General features: G+C 71.0%; 18 protein-coding genes. 11 read left to right on the forward strand and 7 right to left on the reverse strand.

Annotated features, from left to right (window positions below; translation table 11 throughout):
- Positions 1-5: 5 nt before the first annotated feature.
- From AB0E24_RS06010 to AB0E24_RS06020, 3 genes are all read left to right on the forward strand, one after another.
- Positions 6-773 (forward strand): SDR family oxidoreductase, encoded by a 768-nt coding sequence (locus AB0E24_RS06010; protein ID WP_147966343.1) that lies wholly within the window; start codon positions 6-8, stop codon positions 771-773.
- Positions 774-1,188: 415 nt separating this feature from the next.
- On the forward strand, positions 1,189-1,476 hold the full coding sequence (locus tag AB0E24_RS06015) for a CU044_2847 family protein (RefSeq protein WP_250850455.1): 288 nt from the start codon (positions 1,189-1,191) through the stop codon (positions 1,474-1,476).
- A gap of 8 nt (positions 1,477-1,484) precedes the next feature.
- On the forward strand, positions 1,485-5,765 hold the full coding sequence (locus AB0E24_RS06020; protein WP_359375061.1) for an nSTAND1 domain-containing NTPase: 4,281 nt from the start codon (positions 1,485-1,487) through the stop codon (positions 5,763-5,765).
- Between the two features lie 150 nt (positions 5,766-5,915).
- Here the strand turns inward: AB0E24_RS06020 and AB0E24_RS06025 are convergent, their stop codons facing one another.
- Entirely contained in the window at positions 5,916-6,830 is a 915-nt protein-coding gene (locus AB0E24_RS06025; protein WP_359375062.1) for an alpha/beta hydrolase, read from the reverse strand.
- Between the two features lie 114 nt (positions 6,831-6,944).
- Between AB0E24_RS06025 and AB0E24_RS06030 the strand changes: the two genes are divergently transcribed.
- Positions 6,945-7,361, forward strand: a complete 417-nt coding sequence (locus AB0E24_RS06030) for a MarR family winged helix-turn-helix transcriptional regulator (protein WP_206331180.1) — start codon at positions 6,945-6,947, stop codon at positions 7,359-7,361.
- A gap of 143 nt (positions 7,362-7,504) precedes the next feature.
- On the opposite strand, the gene AB0E24_RS06035 is transcribed toward AB0E24_RS06030, so the two are convergent.
- Complete coding sequence (locus AB0E24_RS06035; protein ID WP_079255956.1) at positions 7,505-7,945, reverse strand: MarR family winged helix-turn-helix transcriptional regulator; 441 nt, start codon at positions 7,943-7,945, stop codon at positions 7,505-7,507.
- A 231-nt stretch (positions 7,946-8,176) separates the two neighbouring features.
- Between AB0E24_RS06035 and AB0E24_RS06040 the strand changes: the two genes are divergently transcribed.
- The 4 genes from AB0E24_RS06040 (at position 8,177) to AB0E24_RS06055 (ending at position 11,504) form a co-directional block, all read left to right on the forward strand.
- Positions 8,177-8,974 carry an NAD(P)H-binding protein gene (locus AB0E24_RS06040; protein ID WP_359375063.1) on the forward strand — a complete coding sequence of 266 codons (798 nt, stop codon included), beginning with the start codon at positions 8,177-8,179 and terminating at the stop codon, positions 8,972-8,974.
- A 174-nt stretch (positions 8,975-9,148) separates the two neighbouring features.
- Positions 9,149-9,397: a rhodanese-like domain-containing protein gene (locus AB0E24_RS06045; RefSeq protein WP_359375064.1), complete on the forward strand. Its 249-nt coding sequence runs from the start codon at positions 9,149-9,151 to the stop codon at positions 9,395-9,397.
- Positions 9,398-9,553: 156 nt separating this feature from the next.
- Positions 9,554-9,856 carry a hypothetical protein gene (locus AB0E24_RS06050; RefSeq protein WP_347231379.1) on the forward strand — a complete coding sequence of 101 codons (303 nt, stop codon included), beginning with the start codon at positions 9,554-9,556 and terminating at the stop codon, positions 9,854-9,856.
- Positions 9,857-9,986: 130 nt separating this feature from the next.
- On the forward strand, positions 9,987-11,504 hold the full coding sequence (locus AB0E24_RS06055; RefSeq protein ID WP_359375065.1) for an alpha/beta hydrolase: 1,518 nt from the start codon (positions 9,987-9,989) through the stop codon (positions 11,502-11,504).
- On the opposite strand, the gene AB0E24_RS06060 is transcribed toward AB0E24_RS06055, so the two are convergent.
- From AB0E24_RS06060 to AB0E24_RS06070, 3 genes are all read right to left on the reverse strand, one after another.
- Positions 11,416-11,802 (reverse strand): hypothetical protein, encoded by a 387-nt coding sequence (locus AB0E24_RS06060; protein ID WP_359375066.1) that lies wholly within the window; start codon positions 11,800-11,802, stop codon positions 11,416-11,418. The genes AB0E24_RS06055 and AB0E24_RS06060 overlap by 89 nt on opposite strands.
- 109 nt (positions 11,803-11,911) lie before the next feature.
- Positions 11,912-12,583 (reverse strand): DUF5134 domain-containing protein, encoded by a 672-nt coding sequence (locus AB0E24_RS06065; protein WP_359375067.1) that lies wholly within the window; start codon positions 12,581-12,583, stop codon positions 11,912-11,914.
- A gap of 93 nt (positions 12,584-12,676) precedes the next feature.
- On the reverse strand, positions 12,677-14,197 hold the full coding sequence (locus tag AB0E24_RS06070; RefSeq protein WP_359375068.1) for a PepSY-associated TM helix domain-containing protein: 1,521 nt from the start codon (positions 14,195-14,197) through the stop codon (positions 12,677-12,679).
- A gap of 427 nt (positions 14,198-14,624) precedes the next feature.
- On the opposite strand from AB0E24_RS06070, the gene AB0E24_RS06075 reads away from it, so the two are divergent.
- From AB0E24_RS06075 to AB0E24_RS06085, 3 genes are read left to right on the forward strand one after another with little or no spacing between them, the layout of a single operon-like run.
- Positions 14,625-14,915, forward strand: coding sequence for a hypothetical protein (locus AB0E24_RS06075; protein WP_147967216.1), 291 nt, complete (start codon positions 14,625-14,627; stop codon positions 14,913-14,915).
- Positions 14,912-17,314, forward strand: coding sequence for a heavy metal translocating P-type ATPase (locus AB0E24_RS06080; RefSeq protein ID WP_359375069.1), 2,403 nt, complete (start codon positions 14,912-14,914; stop codon positions 17,312-17,314). The genes AB0E24_RS06075 and AB0E24_RS06080 overlap by 4 nt, the downstream gene beginning before the upstream one ends.
- The gene (locus AB0E24_RS06085; RefSeq protein WP_359375070.1) at positions 17,295-17,813 is read left to right on the forward strand and encodes a copper chaperone PCu(A)C; all 519 of its coding nucleotides are present in this window, start codon (positions 17,295-17,297) and stop codon (positions 17,811-17,813) included. Before AB0E24_RS06080 ends, AB0E24_RS06085 begins: the two co-directional genes overlap by 20 nt.
- Positions 17,814-17,971: 158 nt before the next feature.
- On the opposite strand, the gene AB0E24_RS06090 is transcribed toward AB0E24_RS06085, so the two are convergent.
- Entirely contained in the window at positions 17,972-18,643 is a 672-nt protein-coding gene (locus AB0E24_RS06090; RefSeq protein WP_359375071.1) for a VOC family protein, read from the reverse strand.
- 158 nt (positions 18,644-18,801) lie between these two features.
- Entirely contained in the window at positions 18,802-19,428 is a 627-nt protein-coding gene (locus AB0E24_RS06095; protein WP_087684134.1) for a TetR/AcrR family transcriptional regulator, read from the reverse strand.
- Positions 19,429-19,678: the final 250 nt, after the last annotated feature.

Raw genomic sequence — 19,678 nt, forward strand, 5'->3', positions numbered from 1 at the left:
CCGCCATGTCGTCCGTGCTCATCACCGGCGCGTCCCAAGGAATCGGCCGGGCCATCGCCGTCGAACTGGCACGCCGCGGCCACCGGGTGATCGCCACCGCCCGCCGACCGGAAACCCTGGCCGACCTCCCCGTGGACCAGCGCCTGCGCCTGGACGTCACCGACCAGGACAGCGTCGACCAGGCCATCGAGGACGCCGGTGACATCGACGTGCTGGTCAGCAACGCGGGCGCGACAGTGCGCGCACCGCTGGAGAGCGTCCCGCTGGCGGAGGTCGAGCGCCTCTTCCAGCTCAACACCCTGGGCGCGCTGCGAGTGACGCAGGCAGTGCTGCCCGCGATGCGGAAACGCGGATCGGGCCGCCTGGTCTTCGTCTCCAGCATCCAAGGGCGGCTGGTGTTGCCGATCATCGGCCCGTACAGCGCCAGCAAATGGGCTCTGGAGGCGATCGCCGAGACACTGGCCATCGAGACGGGCCACTTCGGCATCAAGGTGAGCATCGTGCAGCCGGGTGCCGTGTCCACGAGCGGTGCCGGGAAGGCCACGGCGTTCTTCACGGACAACGATCCGTACACCCCGCTCCACCAGCAGATCGGCACGCTGCGTGACGCCGCCGTCACCGCCGAGGAGGTGGCCGCCACCGTCGCCGACACGATCGAGCAGCCCGAGCCGCCACTGCGGGTGCCCGCGGGCGCCCCGGCCGAACGCATCCTGAAGGCGCGCAAGGAGGCTCCCGAGAGCGAGCCGTTCATGCCGGTCAGGCTCGACTGGTAACCGCTGCGCGGGACGCGGACCACGCCGGGGCACGACCCGCGTTCACCCGTACCGGAGCCGACGTCCTGCTCGCGCGCTTTCGGTCGTGCCGGGGCTTCGGCTATCGCGCTGCGCGTATTCACCCCGTACGCCATGGCACTGGCCCGCCGACTGCTCCGGGCCGGGATGCCCGTGGGAGCCCTCGGAGGAGCCCCCCGCGCAGCCCGATCTCGCCCCGCTGCCCATGAGCTACCCGTAGGCACTTGCCGAAGCCGAGCAGTGCGGCGTGTCCTGAGAAGCGGCGGTCGCACGTGCCTCGTTCCTGCTCTGGGCAAGATCCGTTTGAAGATGGACCCTGGTCTCTCCGTAGACGGACAACCCAGATGGGGGCGGGATGACGCGGATCGGGAACATGTTGCTCGGTGATGGAACGGCGATGCGGGTCGAGGTCGACGGGCCGGAAGACAGCGGGATCGACCGGGTGGGCCGAGTCGCCGACGTCGTGAGCGGCTCCGCCGAGACTCTCCAGGAGGCCCTGACCCACATCCGACCCGCGCTGGAAGCGGTCGCCCGGAGTGTGCGCGACATGGCGCAACAACCGGACACCGTGAGCGTCGAGTTCGGCATCAAGCTCTCCGCGGAGGCGGGGGTCGTGGTGGCCAAGGCGGCCAGTGAGGCCAATTTCAGCGTGCGTCTGGAATGGGGCACCCGCGACCAGGGATGATGGCCCGCATGGGAGTCCCTTGGGGCGACAGGCCGCTGGAATCCGGTGCGGCCCGGGTGTGGGGTAGCGGGGGTGTGGCGGGGGCGGGTTTCCTGATCGCCCCCGACCTTGTGTGCACCTGCGCGCATGTGGTCGCCGACGCGCTCGGGCTGCCCAGAGACCTGACCCGGGCACCCGAGGGCACCGTTCGTGTCGAATTCCCGCTTTTGCGCGAAGAGGACGGGACGATCCCCGAAGTCCTCGCGGAGGTCGTCTCCTGGCAGCCGGTGAAGCGGGATGACAGCGGCGATGTGGCGCTGCTGCGGCTGGATCGTACGGTTTCGAACGCGCGGCCGGTGCCACTGGTCGACGGGTCGGCGGTGTGGGGACACACCTTCCGGGTGTACGGCTTCCCGGAGGGCGCCACGCACGGAGTGTGGGCCTCCGGGACGCTGCGGGCCGCACAGGGCGCCGGCTGGCTACAGATGGACGCCGAGCCCGACAGCGGTTCGCGGATCGGGGCGGGCTTCAGCGGTTCGGCGGTATGGGACGACGCCCAGGGCGGCGTCGTCGGTATGACCGTTGCCGCCGGGCGCGGTGGACTGGCGGGGACGGCGTATCTGGTGCCGTCCGCGGCACTGGTGGACGAGGAGGTGCTGCGGCCGAGGTGCCCGTTCCGCGGGCTGGCGGTGTTCGGGGAAGAGGACGCGGAGTTCTTTCACGGGCGGCAGGACGACGCTGAACGGCTGGCGAAGGCGGTCGGAACGCGTCCGCTCACCGTCTTGGCCGGGCCGTCCGGTTGCGGGAAGTCCTCCCTGGTCCGTGCCGGGCTGCTGCCGGCGTTACGGGCGCGTGGCACGACCGTGTCCGTGCTGCGGCCGGTACAGGGCGTACGGCCCCGGACAGCGCTGGCGCAGGCGGTGATGCCGGTGCTGGAGCCGGCGGCCGGGGAGGTCGAGCGGCTGCGCAAGAGCGAGGAGCTGGTCGGACTCCTGGACGACGGGGCGCGTGACGGGAGAGAGCAAGAGGTGGCCGCCGGGCTGCGGGCCGCACTGGGACGGCGGGGAGGGAGCGGCGGGCACCTGATCTTCGTCGACCAGTTGGAGGAGTACGCGGCCGCCGAACCGGCTGCGGCGCGTGAGCTGTTCACCCTGCTGGCAGCGGTCGCGGGAGCGCCCGACGAGGGGATCGGTACGCGGGTGGTGGCCACCGCGCGCCCCGAGTCGCTCGACGTCCTGGTGACCCCTGAGACCTCCGGCGCCCTCAGCGACGCCGTGATCTTCCTCGCCGCGCTCTCCGCCAAGGGGTTGCGCCAAGCCGTCACCGGGCCGGTCGGCGCCACTTTGGGGCTGTGGCTGGAACCCGGTCTGGCGGAGCGGATCGTCGAGGACGCGGCGGGCGAGCCGGGCCGGATGCCTCTGACGGAGTTCGCGCTGACCCGGTTGTGGGAGCGCCGCGAGCGATCCATGCTGACACACGCCGCGTACCAGGAACTGGGCGGCGTCGCCGGGGCGCTGGTCGGATACGCCGAAGATGCCTTCCGCGCACACGTCCCCGCCTCCGAGGAGCCCGCGGCCCGGCGGCTGTTCGTCCAACTGGCCCGCCCGGACGACCGGGGCGGTTTCACGCGCCGCCCCACCCCGGTCGCCGACCTCGACACCGCCGCGGTGGCGATCGCACGCCGACTCGCACCGGGGAAGCTGGTCGTCTTCGGCCGTACCTCCGAGGGCACGGAGATCGTCGACCTCGCTCATGAGGCACTCACGAGACTGTGGCCCCGGTTGCGCGGCTGGCTGGAGGACAGCCGCGAGTTCCGGGGCTGGCAGGAGCAGTTGCGGCGCGACCTGGCTCGGTGGGAGGACCGGAGCGGAGAGGCGGGAGGGCTGCTGCGCGGGCGGCTGCTCGCCGAGGCGGAAGACTGGCTGAAGCGCAGGCCCGAAGACATCACCTCCGGCGAGCGTGCCTACATCCAGGCCGGACGGCGGCACCAGCGGCGCGGCGTACGGGCGTGGCAGGCCGCTGTCGCGGCACTCGCCGCACTGCTGCTGACGGCGTCAACGCTGGCCGCGGTCGCCGTGCAGAATCGACGGGAGACCGAGGCCAAGCTGCGGACGCTCGCCTCCCGGACGCTCGCCGACGCGTCGGACAAGCAGTCCGAACGCGCCCCCGGCACGGCGGTGCAGCTGGCGCTGGCCGCCTGGCACACCGAGCACACGCCGCAGGCCCGGGCGGCGCTGCTCCGCCAGTACGTGCGCGGGCAGTACCTACGGGGCGGCTATCGGGGCCTGTGGCGGGGCCGGGCGCAGAAGCTGGACGCCACGCCGGACGGGCGCACCATGGTGGTGCGGTCCAAACCGTCCGGCTTCGGCCCGCAGCAGGTGGCCGTGGTGACCGGCGTACCGGAGGGAAAACCGCGCCATTACACGCTGCGTGGTGTGCCCGAGGGCGACACGCGCAGTGCCATCAGCCCGGACGGTCGGCACTACGCGATAGCCACACCCGAGGGCGGCGTACTGCTGTGGCGGCTGGACGGCACCAGTCGCGGGCCCCGGGTGTTGGCGCGTGACGTGGCGGGCGAGCGCAACGTCAACAGTGCGCGCTTGGACTTCAGCGCGGACAGCCGCCGGCTTCTGCGGCTGCTCACGTTCAGCAGACCACTGCCGGAGGACGACGGCCGCGAGGGGCTCCTGGGGGCATGGGACACGGGCAGCGGCCAACCACTGCCCATGGCGGACGAAGTGATCCCGCGCGGTGTCATCCTGAACGATGCGGCGTTCGGGGTGGACCCTGACACCGTGCTGTTGCTGCCCTGGTTCCGGGGCAAGAACAGGGAGGTGGTGGTGCGCGATCTGGGTACCGGAAGATCCGTGCGGAAGATCTCAAGCCGTACCAAGGCCGGGTCATTGTCGCTCGGTGGCGGTGGAGCCTACGTCATCGAGTCGGACTCCTCGTCACGGTCATATCTCCATGATCTGGCCAAGGGGTCGAGCGCGCGGCTCCCCGGCAGCTCCACGACGCCGGACGCCACCGGTGTGTACCTGTTCGATACCAAGGGGGTCGAGAACGGCGGATATAGCGAGATCGCGCTGACCCGGCCGACCACGGGCGAAACCTACCGGACACGGGTGCCGGTGGACAGCGAGCCACAGGATCTGATCGCCGTCGTATCGCGCGGGGGCGGCGGGGTGCGGGTGCTGGCTCCGGTCGGCGACACTCTGATGGTGGTCGAGGCACTCCGCGAAGTCGCCCGGGAGCCCGATAAGTCGGATATCCCCGTCGGGGCACTGTCATCCGACGGGCGGCGCTTGGCGCGGGTATCCCACGGCCGACTGGAGGTGATGGACCTGGTGAGCGGCGACCACCGCACCGCCGCGCTTCCCCGTACTCGCCGTAACCGGGATTGGCTGGTGACATGGACCGCGCGGTCCACGCGGCTCGTGACGTGGCAGCCGAACGGTACGGAGATGTCCACCTACGCCGCTCGTGACCTGGCCGACCGGGTGGATGTGCGGCTGGACATGGGACCCGACACCGACAAGGAATTGGGAACCGTGGACGCGGCCGAGCCGCTGTACGGCGGGGATGTCGCCGTGCTGACGGCGGGCGGCGCCCTGTTGCGGGTGGACCCGGAACGCGGCGTGCAGATCGGACCGCCGCTGTGGGCCGACCGCACGCCCCTGGACTCCGGCAAAGCGTTCGCGGGGATCGGTCAGATCCGTGCCCGTCCTGGCCATCCGGACCAGGTCGCGGTGGCGGGCCGGAATGGCGCCGAGCGGGGCAGGGTGGCGCTGTGGGACATCCGGGCCCGCAAGCGGACGGGCACACTGTCCGGCGATCGGATCAGCACGGTCTACTCGAATTACGGCGGCTCCAGCATGGCCTTCTCGCCGGATGGCGAGGAACTGGTGGTGAAGCAGTACGACGGCTTTCTGCGCCGCTGGGGGGTTGCCGAGCAACGTGCCCAAGGCCAACGTATAGCGGTCGACACTGCCGGTGATGTGGTCGGGGTAACCGACGAAGGCACAGTGGTCACGTTCTCGTACGCGACCGATCTCGAGTTGTGGGAAGCCGCCACCGCTGACCGGGTCGGCGTTATTCGGATACCGGGCGGCCGCCACGCGGCGGTCGTCCGGGGCAACCGGCTGACGATGGCAGGCGACGATTGGCGGCAGTCCTTCGACCTGCGTCCCGAAACCTGGTTCAAGGATCTGTGCGAGGGCGTGGGCCGCGACTACACCGACGATGAACGGAAGCACCAGCTGCCGCCCGGAACACCCTCGGAGCCGCCATGCACCAGCACCGGCCCGTGAGCCATCGGGTGGTGGAGTCCGCGGAAGGGCTGCGGCGCCCTGGTCACCCCCTGACTGGGGTCCGTCGTCAAACCCAGAGCCCCGTATTGCGGAGGTCGAACGCGCCAAGCACCGTCAGGCCGCGGCGGCAGGTTGGCCGGGCTGGATGATTTACAGGTTGTTCAGGTAAAAGTTGGCGAGCCGGTCGACGGCGGCGTCGACGTACTCGGGCTCGTCGTACATCTCGTAGTGCCCGGCGCCGTCGATCACCATGAGGTCGACCGGGTTGGGCGCCAGCTTCCACAGCTGCATGCCGGACTCGTAAGATCCGGTGTTGCCGATGCGTCCGGCGAGGATGACCTGTAGCGGTTGGGTCATGAGCTGGTCGACCAGGTGATACGCGTCGTAGCCCAGCAGCAGTGAGTCGCCGCGCGAGAGGCGGCGGTTCGTGGAGTGTTCGTTCCTGCCCCGCTCGGTGCGGTAGTAGGTGACTGCCTGGGTCGTGTCGATATCGGTCAGCCCGGCCGCTGCGGCTTCCTCCAGGGTGTCGGGCAGCCAGTTCACGCGGGTCAGCTCGCCGGAGCGGGTCTCTTCGGTGCGCGCGTCGGCCATGGCGTCGAGCGCGGCCACCGCGCCATCCGGCTGGAAGCTGCGGAACGACGTGCCCATGTTGCCCGGGACGACCGTGCCGACCGCCTTGATGCGATGGTCCGTGCGGGCGGTGTGCACCGCATAGCCGCCGCCGGCGCAGATGCCGAGGACGCCGATGCGTTCCGGGGCGATGCCGGGGATCGTGCTGAGCGCGTCGATCGCGTAGGAGATGTCCTCGCCGCGGCGGTAGGGGTCCTCGAGATCGCGGGGCTCTCCACCGCTCTGACCTTGATGGGCGGGGTCGAAGACGAGCGCCGCGACGCCGCGTGCGGCGAGACGGGATGCGTAGTTCGCGCCGATCTGCTCCTTCACGCTGCTGCCGGGCGTGGAGAGCACCACGGCGCGCAGCGGCGCCGCGTCGTCGATGCCGTCGGGTAGGTAGAGGTCGGCCGAGAGATCGATCGGTCCGCGCGGGATCGTGAGGTGCTGAAGCATCTGGTGACGCCTTTCGCGTAAGTGTTTGTTCCATGGCCGTCCAGTACGAAATACCTCTGGTACAGTTTGGAACTAATTCAGAACTGTACCACCTGGACGGATGGAGGGGCTCGCGTGACGGTTGACGGTGCGCAGCTGTGGACGCTGAACCAGCGTCTACTGAGCGTCGTAATGGATGCCTGTAGCGCTGAACTGGCCGAGCTCGGGCTGGAGACGAAGGAGTTCTTCGTGCTGGCCGAGGTGGCTGCGTCGCCGTACCCTGCCGAACTCGCGGCGGCGCTGATGATCCCCAAAGCGAGCGTGACGGTCTATGTCCGCAACCTCGTCGCAAAGGGGTTCATGCGGCGTGAGATCGACGACGAGGACCTGCGGCGGCATCGGCTCTCCCTGACCGCCGAGGGCAAGGCGGCGCGGGACCGCGCGCTCTCAGCGCTCGCCGCGGAGTTCGACCGCAGGCTGGCGCGGGTTACCCCGCAGGACCGCACGGATCTGCGGCGCATCCTGCTGGAGATGCTCAAGTCGCCACAATGAGGCCGTGATGACGGGCGGTTGGCCTTCCCGGCGAAGTTCGGCGGCCAGGACGTCATGGACACGGACCGGGCGGATCGGCGGTGTCAACTTCGGCATGGCCGCGAGCACCGACCGCCCCGGTTTCCGTGGGTGATCGCCCCGGCTCAGTCCCTCCCTGAAGAGCCTCCGGACAACGCCGACAGAAGAAGCCCGGTGAGGTCGTGGCGCCGTTGCTTCCCGAGTGCGCGCTCCAGGGCGGCGTCCACTTCGGCGTAGGCATCGCGCCCCGCCCGGAGGAGTTCCTGGCCGGTTGCCGTGACGTGGAGTTCCGCGGTGCGGCCCCGTCCGGGGTCGGTGCGGCGCTCGACGGCACCGCGCTCTTCCAGTTGCCGGACGGTGGCTTGGGCGCTCTGTGCGGTGATCCCTGCCCTGCGGCCCAGTTCGCTGTAGGACATTCCCGGTTCCCCCATCAGATGACCGAGGGCCGAGAGATGGCGCAGCGTGTAACCGGTCGGCTTGAGCGCCCGTTCGACGTCCTCGCGTGCTCGCCGACCCAGGACGGCGAGCAGGAAGGCGGTGCTGGTGGGCGGGGGCTGGGCGGTCACGACTCCTCGTTCCTCCTCGGATGGTTTCAGCTTGACTTTAACTGGAGATCCAGGCAATCTCCAGTTCCAGCGGGCGCAGCGCAGGACTGGGCCCCGAGTTTCATACCCACTGAAACGCGAGGCGAGTGGACCTTGCGGTGACCTCTGCACCCCCCGTGGAGACCGGCTGTCCCCGAGCGACAACACCCCAGGACGATCACCGCAGCCGCCTGGTGATCCAGAGGAAGTGAGATGACGAAGATGAGGCTCCTCGTGGTCGGCGCCAACGGCGGCCTGGGCAGGCAGGTGGTCACCCACTCCCTGGAGCGCGGACACCAGGTGACCGCGCTCGTACGACGAGGCGCAGGGCAGGTCGAGACGCCGGGGCCGCGCATCGTGGCGGGTGCTGTGGGCGATGACCTGGCCGCCGTCCGCCGCGCCGTCAACGGGCAGGACGCGATCGTCAGCGCACTGGGCAATCCGCTCTGGCTCAAGGCACGTACCGGCTCAGCGGTGATGGCCCGGGCCACCGCGAATCTGGTGGCCGCCATGCATCTGCATCGGGTACGGCGTATCGCCATGCCGCTGGCCTGGGGAAGCGGCGCCTCACGACAGCACACCGCGTGGCCGCTCAAGGCGCTGCCCCGGCTGCTCATCCGCCGCGACTACCAGGACTTCGACACCGCGGAGGCGATCCTCGCCGCCTCGGGGCTCGACTTCACCATCGCCTACTTCGGCTCGCTGACCGACCAGCCCGCCTCATCTGCCTGGTCCGCCCACCCCGGCATCATGGCCTCGGGCTTCGGCCGGTACATGGGCCGCACCGGCAGCCTCCTGAAGACCGCCGCCCGCCCGTTCATCGGCACCCCTCGCCAAGGCGCCGCACGGCTGGCCGAACTGGCCACCCGCCAACAGGCCCTTTCCGGCACCTACTTCGTCCACACCCGCCCTGCCAAGGGTTCCGCCCAGCTCCACAGCCGTGAGCTCGGTACGGCCCTGTGGGAAGCCGCCAACCGCGCGACCGCCGATAGCGGCACGCCCGCCGCATAGCGGCGGCACGCCGCAAGCGGCTGCCCGGCTCACGACCGTGGGGTCGGGGTGGTTGGTTATCTACGGAGGAGCAGCTATGCCCCCCACGTCGTCCGTCCCCGCGTTCATCCTCGCGCGTTCCAAGGATGCGCGGGCCACCTACGGTGATCACGTGCGGCGGGAGGTACGGAGCGCATGAGTCTGCGGCACTACTTCCGACGGCCACCGGCCGTCACCGCCGTTGAGGCGGTCCGTCTTGTCGCGGACGGCGCGCTTGTCGTGGACGTCCGCCGCGCGTTCGAGTGGAACCGCGTGCACATCCCGGGTGCCGTGCACATGCCGCTCGAAGTGCTGCCCGAACGCTGCCTGGAACTCCCGACGTCCGCCTCCTCATCACCTTCTGCACCGGCGGTATCCGCTCCGCCGGTGCGGCGAACCTGCTGATGGAGAACGGCTTCGACGCGGTCAACATGAGCCGCGGCCTCGTCGACTGGCGCATCGCCGGTGGGCCCCTCGTCACCGGTGAGCGACATCCGCCTCGGTGAACTTCTCCAAGCGGCCGCATGTCGGTCGATACCGGCAAGGTGGCGAGAGGCGCGTATGGGTGGGCAGGACCTGGGGCGATTATGTGCGAAGCCAGATGACCAGGGCTGCTGCGGCCTGCACGCGTACGGCCGTGCAAAGCTCGCCAACCTCGCCTACACCCTGGACCTGGCGCAACGTCTGAAGGGCGACGGCATCTCGGTGTTCGCCGCCGATCCCGGCGGCGCGGTCACCACCATGACCACCGGGACCATGTCCTCGTCCCGAGTCGTCGCCCCCTGGCTACGGCCAGAAGGGCCGTGGTCGTTGACGTTTGGCCCGACCTTGACCGTTTTCGCCCCGCGCCCCGATCGCCCCTGATCGGTCCCCGACCCGACCCGGAAAAGCCCCTGACAGGGGCCCCACCTGAGCGGCAGTGCGCCTAACGTGACGACGGCGCCCCGGCCGGGTCCGCATGCCTGACACAACCGTTCTCTCACGAGGAGGATCCATGCCGTTAAGGGGCAGATCCGCACTGCGGCGCATCGCCGTGCGGGGCACGGCCACAGCCGTTGGAGCCGCCATGGCCGTCATCACCGGCCTCGCCGCCGCGCCTGCGGTCCACGCGTCGCCGTCTGCCACCGGGGCCCTGAGGTGGGCACCGTGTGACGACCCGGAGAAGCCGGGAGCCGAGTGCGCCATCCTTTCGGTGCCGGTCGACTGGGCCCATCCGGACGGGCCGAGACTCGACCTGGCCGTGGCCCGCCGCAAGGCCACCGATCCCAGCGCACGCGTCGGCTCGATGGTGTTCGGCCCCGGCGGGCCGGGCGACTCGGGTGTGGAGATGGTGGTGGACCGTATCAGCCGGTTCAGCCCCGAGGTCCGCCGCAGGTTCGACATCGTCAGCTTCGACCCGCGCGGCGTGGGCGGCAGCAACCCGGTGACCTGCTCCGGCGATCTGCTTGCCGAGCGGCCGTCACCGGAGCTGAGGAGCCAGGCGGACTTCGACGCCACCCTGGAGTACAACAGGCGGCTCCGCGCCGACTGCCGGGCCCGTACCGGCCCGGTGTTCGACCACCTTGACACCGCCCAGACGGTCCGGGACCTGGACGCTCTCCGGGCCGCCCTCGGCGAGCGGAAACTGACCTTCCACGGCAGCTCGTACGGCACGCTGCTCGGGGCACAGTACGCCGAGACCTACCCGCGCCGCGTGCGCGCGATGGTGCTGGAGAGCGTCATGGACCACAGCGTCCCGACCACCCGTGACTTCCTGAAGGCCGAAGCGGCCACGGCAGAGGATTCATTCCATGAGTTCGTGAAGTGGTGCGACGGTGCCGCGGACTGCGCGCTGCACGGCCGCGACGTCCGCGCGGTCTGGCAGGGCCTGTTGGCCCGGGCCGGGCGCGGCGAGCTGGAGGACCCGGCGAAGCCGGGTACGTCGCTGTCGTCTTCGGACCTGGTCAACAAGATGGCGTTCCGGAAGTTCTACGCGGCCGACTACGCGGGCCTGGCCACGGCGATCGCGGGGATGGACGCGAGCCGGCCGCTGCCCGCGTCGCCCACCTCGGTAGCGCCGCTGCCTCCGGCCACCCCGGTCTTCTGCTCTGACTGGCACCTGCCAGTGCGCGACTACCAGGAGTACGCCTCGCTCGTCGCCATGATGAACATGACCGCGCCTGACCTGCCTTACCTGCTGCCGATCCACATGGCAGCGGCGTGTCTGGGCGCGCCGACCGCCAACCCGCAGCACCGCCTGGACTCACACGGTGCCCCGCCGGTCCTGGTGTCCAACGCGCTGCACGACCCCGCCACCGGCTACCCGTGGGCGGTCTCGGTGGCCCGGCAGCTCGGCCGCAGCGGCGTGCTCCTCACCTACGAGGGCCACGGCCACGGCAGTGTCACCAGCGGCCCATGTATGGAGGGCGCCGTGGACGGCTACCTCACCGACCTGGCAGTCCCACCACGGGGCACCAGTTGCCCCGCCGTGCCGCCTTCACTCCGGCGAGGTCCTGGCCCCGCTCGTGGGTGACCAGCGGTCGGCCGTCCGCCAGGCCGGCGTGGGCGAGGAGGATGGAACCCCCGCAGGCGGTGGCAACGGTCACCTCGGGGCGGGCCAGTGCCTCGCGCAGCAGGCCCGGCAGCTCCGTGGACCCCGCCTGGCCGGGAATCCAGCCGATGCCGCCGGCGACGCCGGGATCCAGCGAGAGGCTTCCCGCGGCGCCGGGGACGACGATCACGCTTTTCTTGTCCACGTCCACGTCCACGTCCACGTCCACGTCCACGGCGGAGGTCGCGGTGAGCCTGTTCGAAGGGAATCCACTGACCACTTCACGCGCGCCTTCGACACCTTCGATCCCGCGGCAGCCGTCAGCCGCCGCGCGGTCGACAATCGCGTACGGGCACTGGGCGCCCTGTGAGCTTCGATGTGACCGTCGTTCACAGGAGCAGTGCGAACGTCACCGCCATCCCCAGTGCCATCGCGCCGTGGCAGCCGAGATCGAACGCGTCGCGCTCGGCCGTTGCCGAGGGGTGCCGCGACCCGGTGGTGCCATCGAGCCGGGCGACGTCGAATCCCCGCGCCAGCCACCTCAGGGCGAGCAGGAGGAGCAGCCCGGCCAGCAGTCCGGCGGTCAGCCTGGTGCCGGTTCCGGTGAGGGTCATGGTCGCGGTGCCGGAGCCGCCGGACATGTCCATCCCGGGCATGTCGTCCATGCCGTCGGAGCCGCCGTGTCCCTGCATCGAGGAGGACGAGACCATCGCGGCGGCCATCCAGGCCATCGCGCCCATCATCGCCACATGCGGGAGGGCATCCGACAACGCGCGGGTCCGGGAGAGAGGAGCGGGGCGGGCCAGGGCCACCAGGGTGAACCACACCCCGCCCAGTGTGAACAGGATGATCTGCGGCCGTGCGGGAAGGTCCATGCCCCACGGCCAGACCATCGCCACCATGGCGAAGGCCATCACCGCGTGCAGCAGATGTGTGATTCTCCCTGCGGCGCCCGGTCCGCCATCGGCGCGTTCGGGTATGACGGCGCGCCACACCGCGGAGAGGGCGGGAACGAGGAACAGTACGGTCAGGACCCAGCGCAGCCCCGTCGCGGCAATCATCGGACCACCGCCGCGCGACGGCACTCAGGAACATCCGGCGATGTCGCCCGTTCCTCGGGCGTGGTTATGCGTGTATGGACAGCGGTGTTCACCTCAGGCACCAGCCGTTTCAGCCCGTTTTCCACGCCGGTCGGCCAGGCGGCCGAGTGCGAGGTCGATGAGCAGGAAGCCGATCAGGGGAAGGCCGAGGAGCGGCAGGTAGTAGCCGAGGACCGCGACGACGACGGTCAACACCGCGAGAACGTACGACGGCACCTGCCGCCAGGCGCCGCGTGGGATGGGGCGGCCGAAGGCACCGGCCCGGCCGCGCCGCCACCACATCCGGTAGCCCCACACGATCAGGAAGATCAGGGCGAGCGCGAGGGCGGCCAGGGCGATCTGATTGGGCAGCCCGAACAGGCTCCCCATATGGGCGTCGATTCCCCAGCGGGAGAGCTTGGCCAGCGGCGGATGATCGGCGAACCGCACCACGTCGGTGACCTGACCGGTCGCCGGGTCAACGGCGGCGGCGTCCTGCTTTTCGGGCCAGCTGCGCTGGATCTGGCTGACGGTGTACGCGGCGCCTGCCCCGGTGGGCGGGACGATCTCGACCGGGTTGCCCAGCCCCTCGGCGCGCGCGGCCTTCAGTACGGCGTCGACACCGACATCGGCGGACTCGCCGCCCTTTCCGCTCGACCCGCCCATGTCCATGCCCGGCATGGAGCCGTGTCCGGCGTGTTCGCCGCCGCCGGCGGAGCTGACGGCCGGAGTGGCCTGGCCGAGGGAGGCGCGGAGGTCGGTGACGTTCGCACCCGCGTACGTGGACCAGGTCAGACCGGTCGCGGACAGGAAGAACAGCCCCAGCGCCGCCCAGACCCCGACCGAGCCGTGAAAGGACATCATCCGCCGGCGGCCCGTGGCGGACCGGTCCGGCAACGCCGTCGCGCGGAGCCTCCGCCTCACCGAGCCCTTGCGGCGTCGAGCGATCCACAGCACCAGACCCCCGCCGGTGATCACCCACAGCCAACTGGCGGCGAGCTCGCTGTAGAGGCGGCCGCTGTCGCCGAGATGCAGATTGCGGTGCAGGTCGTCGATCCAGGTGCGCAGCGGCAGCGCGCCACTGGTGCCGTACTGCTCCAACGCGCCGCGCACCTTCCCCGTGTACGGGTCGACGAAGACGGCCAGCTTGTGCTCGGGGTCGACACCCTTGACGCCGGAGAGCAGCACGCGCGTCGTGGCGCCCGCCTCCGGTGAGGGGCGGATCGCGCCGATCTCCCCGTCGGGGTGGGCTTTGCGAGCGGCGGCGATCTGCTGAGAGAGGGGCAGTTCGCTCTTGCCGACCGGGACCCGCAACTCATGGTCGTAGACGATCTTCTCGGCCTGGATGGAGCCCGCGTAGAGGAGTCCGGTCACGGCGGCGACGAGCAGGAACGGCGCTACGAGGACTCCCGCGTAGAAATGCAGTCGCAGGACCAACGGGCGCAGGACCAACGGGCGCAGGACCAACGGGCGCAGGACCGACCAGCCACGAGGACCCGCGGCCGAGTCCGATGTCCGGGGCGCGCCGTCGGGCTGCGGCGTGCCAGGCGGCTGTGGTCCGTCTTCGGTGTCGGCGGCGACGGGTTCGGCGGACATGGGAACTCCTGGCTCGGGGACGATACCGGTCGGCCGGAGCCGTACCGGTCCAGTAGTCGGGCCTCCGGGGGAAGAAGTTTCAGAGGTGTGGTGTGATGTGCGCCACAGGGCATCCCGTCCGGCAACAGGCTCCCGGGTGCGGTGGAGACGCGACCGCTCGCCCTCCGCCGCGCCCGCCCCTCCGTCCGGCCGGGTGGACAGGTGTGCCCCGGCCGCTCCCAAGTCGGGCCTTCCGCTCTCCGCCGGACCGGGGCAGAGAACCCTCACAGCTCAGAGGTCGGCCGACTCACCCGGACGGTTCCCGGCCGGGGCGGTTTTTCTCCTTGTGTGACAGAGCCTCCGTACGGTGAGCGGCCGGCGTCCCGGGCCCGTAGAGGTGAGCGAACCCCGGCCGTTTCCGCCAAGCCCGCACAGGGGAGTGCCGAAGATGCCATTGACCGATACCACCTCGCCGCCGCGACCGGCGCCCGACGGGGCGGAGCCGCGCGTCGCCCGGGCGCGGCGCGCGCTGCCGCCTCCCGCCCTGGCCGGGTTTCTCGTCCTCCTGGCGGTGTTGATGGCCGCCTCCTACGCGGTGGGGCGGGCGGCCGGTCCGGTGGCACCCGGTATCCATCGGAGTGTGCCGCAGGACGGCGGGGCCGGAGGCATGGATACGCACGGCATGGGGCCGCAGGGCATGGGGCCGCAGGGCCCCGGCGCCTGGGAAGGGGCGCGATGAGCAAATGTCCGGACACCACGTCCGATCCGACAACCTCGTCCGGCGTGTCCGCCCGCACCACCGACCTGCTGATCGGCGGGATGACGTGCGCGGCCTGCGTGGCGCGGGTGGAGAAGAAACTGGCCCGCGTCGAGGGCGTGAGCGCCACCGTGAACCTCGCCACCGGCACGGCGCGGGTCTCCCACCCGGTCACCGTGGACGTGGACGAACTGATCGCCACCGTCGAACGAGCCGGTTACACCGCCGATCTCCCCGCGCCTCCCGCCGCCACCGGAGAAGACGACAGCCGATCGCCCGGGGGCGGGGCCGACGACGGGCCCGGCCGCGATGAGGTCGTCGACATCGAGCGGCTCGTCGTCACGGCGGTGCTGGCGCTGCCTGTGATCGTCATCTCGATGGTCCCCGCCTGGCAGTTCGACCGGTGGCAGCATGCCTGCTTCTCCCTCGCCACGCCGGTCGCCACCTGGGGCGCGTGGCCCTTCCACCGACGGGCGTTGCGCGGTCTGCGGCATGCCACGGCCACCATGGACACCCTGGTGTCCCTCGGCGTCCTCGCGTCGTTCGCCTGGTCCGCGTACGCCCTGCTCTGGGGTGGCGCGGGTGTGACGGGGATGCGCATGCCGTTCAGCCTGCTGCCCTCGGCCGACGACGGTGTGCCCCATATCTATCTGGAGGCGGCGGTCGCCGTGCCGCTGTTCGTCCTGCTCGGGCGCCACTTGGAGGCGCGGGCCCGGCACCGCAGCGGCTCGGCGCTGCGGGCACTCGCCGAACTCGGCGCGAATGACGTGGAGTTGAGGGAGCAGGACGGCAACCGCCGCGTCCCGGTGGCCGAACTCACCACGGGACAGGAGTTCATGGTGCGCCCCGGTGAGAAGGTCGCCACGGACGGAGTGGTGGTCGAGGGCGGCTCGGCGCTGGATCTCTCCCTGGTCACCGGCGAGAGCGTGCCGGTGGAGGTGACACCCGGCACCGCCGTGGTCGGCGGCGCCGTCAACTCCGGCGGGCTGCTCGTCGTGCGGGCCACGGCGGTCGGCGCCGATACGCAACTGGCCCGCATCACCCGCCTGGTGACCGAGGCGCAGGCGGGCAAGGCCAGGATCCAGCGGCTGGCCGACGCGGTGGCGGGAGTGTTCGTGCCGGTGATCGTGGCGATCGCCGGCACGGTGCTGAGCTTCTGGCTCGGCGCGGGCGCGGCGGGTGAGACCGCCGTCACCACGGCCGTGGCCGTGCTCGTGGTGGCCTGCCCCTGTGCGCTGGGGCTCGCCACACCGACCGCGTTCCTGGTGGCCAGCGGACGCGGGGCGCAACTCGGCGTCCTGGTCCGCGGTCCGGAGGCGCTGGAGCGGCTGCGCCGTGTGGACACCGTGGTCTTCGACAAGACCGGCACACTCACCACGGGGCACATGACGCTGACCGACACGACCGTGGCGGAGGGCGGTCCGGAGGCGAGCGAGGTGCTCCGGCTGGCCGCGGCCGTGGAGCAGGGCTCCGAGCACCCCATCGGCCGGGCGGTGGTCGTGGCTGCCCGCCACGAGGAGGACGGCGTCGCGCGGCTGCCGGAGGTGACGGACTTCCGGGCCGTTGCCGGTGAGGGCGTGTCCGGGCGTGTGGACGGCCGTGAGGTGCGGGTACGCCGCCCCCGGCCGTCGGAGCCGTTGCCGGAGCCGTTGCGCCGGGCGCGCGCGGCCGCCGACCGCGCCGCGCACACCGCCGTGATCGTGGAGATCGACGACCGCCCCACGGGACTGCTCGCCGTCGGCGACACCCTGCGGCCCACCAGTCGCGAGGCCGTCCACGAAGTGCGCGCGCTGGGCATCGAGCCGGTGCTGGTGACCGGTGACGGCGCCGCCCCCGCCCATGCGATGGCGGAACGGGCGGGCATCGACACGGTCCACGCCGGAGTGACCCCGGAGGACAAGGAACGGATCGTCACCGCACTGCGCGAGCAGGGCCGGTGCGTCACGGTGATCGGGGACGGGGTCAACGACGCCGCCGCGCTGGCCTCCGCCGACCTGGGCATGGCGATGGGCGGTGGCACCGACGCCGCGATCGGCGCGGCCGACATCACCCTCGTACGCAACGACATGCTGGCCGTCGTCGACGCCATCCGGCTCACCCGGCGCACACTGAGCACCATCCGCGCCAATCTCGTCTGGGCCTTCGGCTACAACGTGGTCACCGTTCCGCTGGCCGCGACCGGCTGGCTCAACCCCATGGTCGCGGCCGCGGCCATGTCCGCCAGCTCCGTCCTCGTCGTCACCAACAGCCTGCGGCTGCGGTACTACACCCCCGGCGGGCGGCGGACCGCCACCCCGCCCGCTCCCCTCTCCTCATACCGCCCCGCGGCCACCGAGCACAGCCACCCGGGAAGGAAGTCCGATGTCCTCAGCGACCGATGACCGCACCACGCCGCGATGCCGCCTGAGGAGGACGACGGCCCGGGGAGTACGGGCGGCGCTGGTACCGGTGGGCGGCTGTGCACTGGCGTTGGCCCTGCTCACGGGCTACACGGCGACCGGAGCGGCGGGAGAGCCCACACCGAGGATCCGGGTCAGTGGCGGCCGTATCGTCCAGTCCACCGGGCAGACGGCCGCCGCCTACTTCGAGATCCGCAACGTCGGGGACACCGACGACACCCTGATCTTCGCCGACTCCCCGGAGTTGGGAGTATCCATGCTGCGCGAGCCCGACCGGAAACGGCCGGGCACCGTCCGGCGGCCGAAAGCAGTGACCGTGCGCGCACACAGCACACTGCGGATGTCCCGGGAAGGCATCCACGTCGCCCTCCTCGATCCCCCGACGCTGCGGCCGGGGCAGAGAGTCTCCTTCAACCTGTGGTTCTCCGTACGCGGCCGGGTCGGGGCCGAGGCGATGCGATCACATCTCACCGATCGTTGAGAGCGCGGCCCGCCCGCGAAGGCCCCTCCAAGGGGGCCATGCGGTGCCGGACGGCGGCTGGAGGGCAGGGTTTGGGGCGGATGGGCGCGATCCGCGGGGACGTCGGGCACCTGGACCGGATCAGGACCTGGTTCGGCCGGCCCTGATCCCCGACGGCTCTACAGGTCGGCCGGGTCCCTGCGCAGGGTCACCTCGCGCCCCGACGCGGTGCGCACCGTGACCGCGCGCACGCCCGGCCGGCCGGGCACGACCACCAGCGGCAGCCGCCCGAAGGTCTCGGCACCGATGTGCTCCCGCAGCTCCGCGGCGTCGGCGCCAATCTCCAGCCGGGTCACGGCCGCCCCGCGATCACCGCGCCCCACCTCCCCGCGATCCGGGTTGGTGGCCGGGTCCTCCCGGTAGAACCAGTTCGGCAGCCCCCGGCGCCAGCACGTGTCAAACGCGCGGCCGGGGCCGGGCGCGGTGGTGATGATGCGCTGGGTGCCGTCGGGCTGGACGCGCCCCGGAAGCCGCGCCACCTCGCCGCCGAGCCGCTGCGCGACCGCGGCCAGCTCCTCGAGGGTGTCGGCGCGCAGGCTCCAGAACATCCACCGGTCGCCGTCCGCGACGGCCCGGTCGAACCAGGCGGCCCCCGCATCCCGTACGGCTGCGGGGGCCGTCACCGCCTCGACCTCCAGGTAGACGTCCTCGCCGAGCGGGAAGATCGTGTTCGCGATGGCGTCGGCGATGACGCCACCGTCGTAGTGGGCGAGTCCCGTCTCCTCGTGCACCCGGCGGACGCCGTCGCCCAACTCGCGGACGCCCAGGCAGAGGTGATCAAGATGAAACATGCCGATCCTTTCCGGGTTCACCAAAAAGTTACCAAACGATCGTTCGCCAACTTACTGAACAAACGTTAGGAATCTTGAGGGCACCTGTCCACCGTCTTGATCAAAACCGCCATCACAGAGGAGAACAGCCGGGATGAAATGAGAGAAAAAGCCGCGCTTCAGGCGAAAACAAGCGCAACGAACTCGTCGACGAACGACATCACGGAGTCCGCGTCGTTGTGCTTGGCGGAGTCCTGGAAGAGGGCGACGCGACCATGCGCACCGACGAACGCGATCACGGCAGCCCGCTCAGGGGACACCCGGAGCGCGACCCCCGCCGCGGCGCAGCGCGCGAAACCGGCGACGAGCAGGTCGATCACGTCGACCAGTGGCCCGGCCGGACGGACGCCGGGCGCGGTCCCGGGAGGCCCGTTGGCCGTCATCAGCCGGTAGTGCCCCGGATTGTCCATCGCGAACCGGCAGGAGGCGTGGAGCATCGCCCGCACACGGCCCACCACGTCCCCGGAGTCCACGCGATCACCGGCCGCCTCCATCGCGACGCGCAGCCGGACGAACTCGTGCTCGGTGAGGCCCGCCACGAGCGCGGCCCGATCGGTGAAGTGCTGGTAGATGCTGGCCGGCGCGATACCGGCGACGCGGGCGACACCGCGGATGGTCAGCCCGTCCTCCCCGTCGAGCTCGGACAGCAATCGGCTGGCCGCGGCGAGGATCTCCCCACGGAGCCGCTCGCCCTCCCCCCAGCGGTTGCGCGTGCGCGGGGCGCTGACCTGGACCTCTTTCGACACGTACCTATTCTTACCACTCAGCCGCCCGACCGCGGCCCGGCCCGGACTTCCCCCCTTGGAACGTGGCAGCCCGGAGGCCCTACCCGAGGCAAAGGTGTCACCCACAGGCCGGAGCGGACCCCGCCGCGTCTGCGAAGTTGAGGGCCTGTCATTTTTTGCCGTCACAACTCTTGTGAGAGGTATCCGCCTTCATTACTTTCCAGTAGGTGGCGCCCCGACGATGACAGACCCCCACCTCGAATGGAGTGGC

Source organism: Streptomyces malaysiensis subsp. malaysiensis (assembly GCF_040653035.1).
In the GTDB taxonomy this organism is placed as follows: Bacteria; Actinomycetota; Actinomycetes; order Streptomycetales; family Streptomycetaceae; genus Streptomyces; species Streptomyces malaysiensis.

Excerpts from the sequence above, each read along its gene's own strand:
- AB0E24_RS06010 (WP_147966343.1), top strand. The coding sequence starts at position 6 with ATGTCGTCCGTGCTCATCACCGGCGCGTCCCAAGGAATCGGCCGGGCC.
- AB0E24_RS06015 (WP_250850455.1), top strand. The coding sequence starts at position 1,189 with ATGCGGGTCGAGGTCGACGGGCCGGAAGACAGCGGGATCGACCGGGTG.
- AB0E24_RS06020 (WP_359375061.1), top strand. The coding sequence starts at position 1,485 with ATGGGAGTCCCTTGGGGCGACAGGCCGCTGGAATCCGGTGCGGCCCGG.
- AB0E24_RS06025 (WP_359375062.1), bottom strand. The coding sequence starts at position 6,830 with ATGCTTCAGCACCTCACGATCCCGCGCGGACCGATCGATCTCTCGGCC.
- AB0E24_RS06040 (WP_359375063.1), top strand. The coding sequence starts at position 8,177 with ATGACGAAGATGAGGCTCCTCGTGGTCGGCGCCAACGGCGGCCTGGGC.
- AB0E24_RS06045 (WP_359375064.1), top strand. The coding sequence starts at position 9,149 with ATGAGTCTGCGGCACTACTTCCGACGGCCACCGGCCGTCACCGCCGTT.
- AB0E24_RS06050 (WP_347231379.1), top strand. The coding sequence starts at position 9,554 with ATGGGTGGGCAGGACCTGGGGCGATTATGTGCGAAGCCAGATGACCAG.
- AB0E24_RS06055 (WP_359375065.1), top strand. The coding sequence starts at position 9,987 with ATGCCGTTAAGGGGCAGATCCGCACTGCGGCGCATCGCCGTGCGGGGC.
- AB0E24_RS06065 (WP_359375067.1), bottom strand. The coding sequence starts at position 12,583 with ATGATTGCCGCGACGGGGCTGCGCTGGGTCCTGACCGTACTGTTCCTC.
- AB0E24_RS06070 (WP_359375068.1), bottom strand. The coding sequence starts at position 14,197 with ATGTCCGCCGAACCCGTCGCCGCCGACACCGAAGACGGACCACAGCCG.
- AB0E24_RS06075 (WP_147967216.1), top strand. The coding sequence starts at position 14,625 with ATGCCATTGACCGATACCACCTCGCCGCCGCGACCGGCGCCCGACGGG.
- AB0E24_RS06080 (WP_359375069.1), top strand. The coding sequence starts at position 14,912 with ATGAGCAAATGTCCGGACACCACGTCCGATCCGACAACCTCGTCCGGC.
- AB0E24_RS06085 (WP_359375070.1), top strand. The coding sequence starts at position 17,295 with ATGTCCTCAGCGACCGATGACCGCACCACGCCGCGATGCCGCCTGAGG.
- AB0E24_RS06090 (WP_359375071.1), bottom strand. The coding sequence starts at position 18,643 with ATGTTTCATCTTGATCACCTCTGCCTGGGCGTCCGCGAGTTGGGCGAC.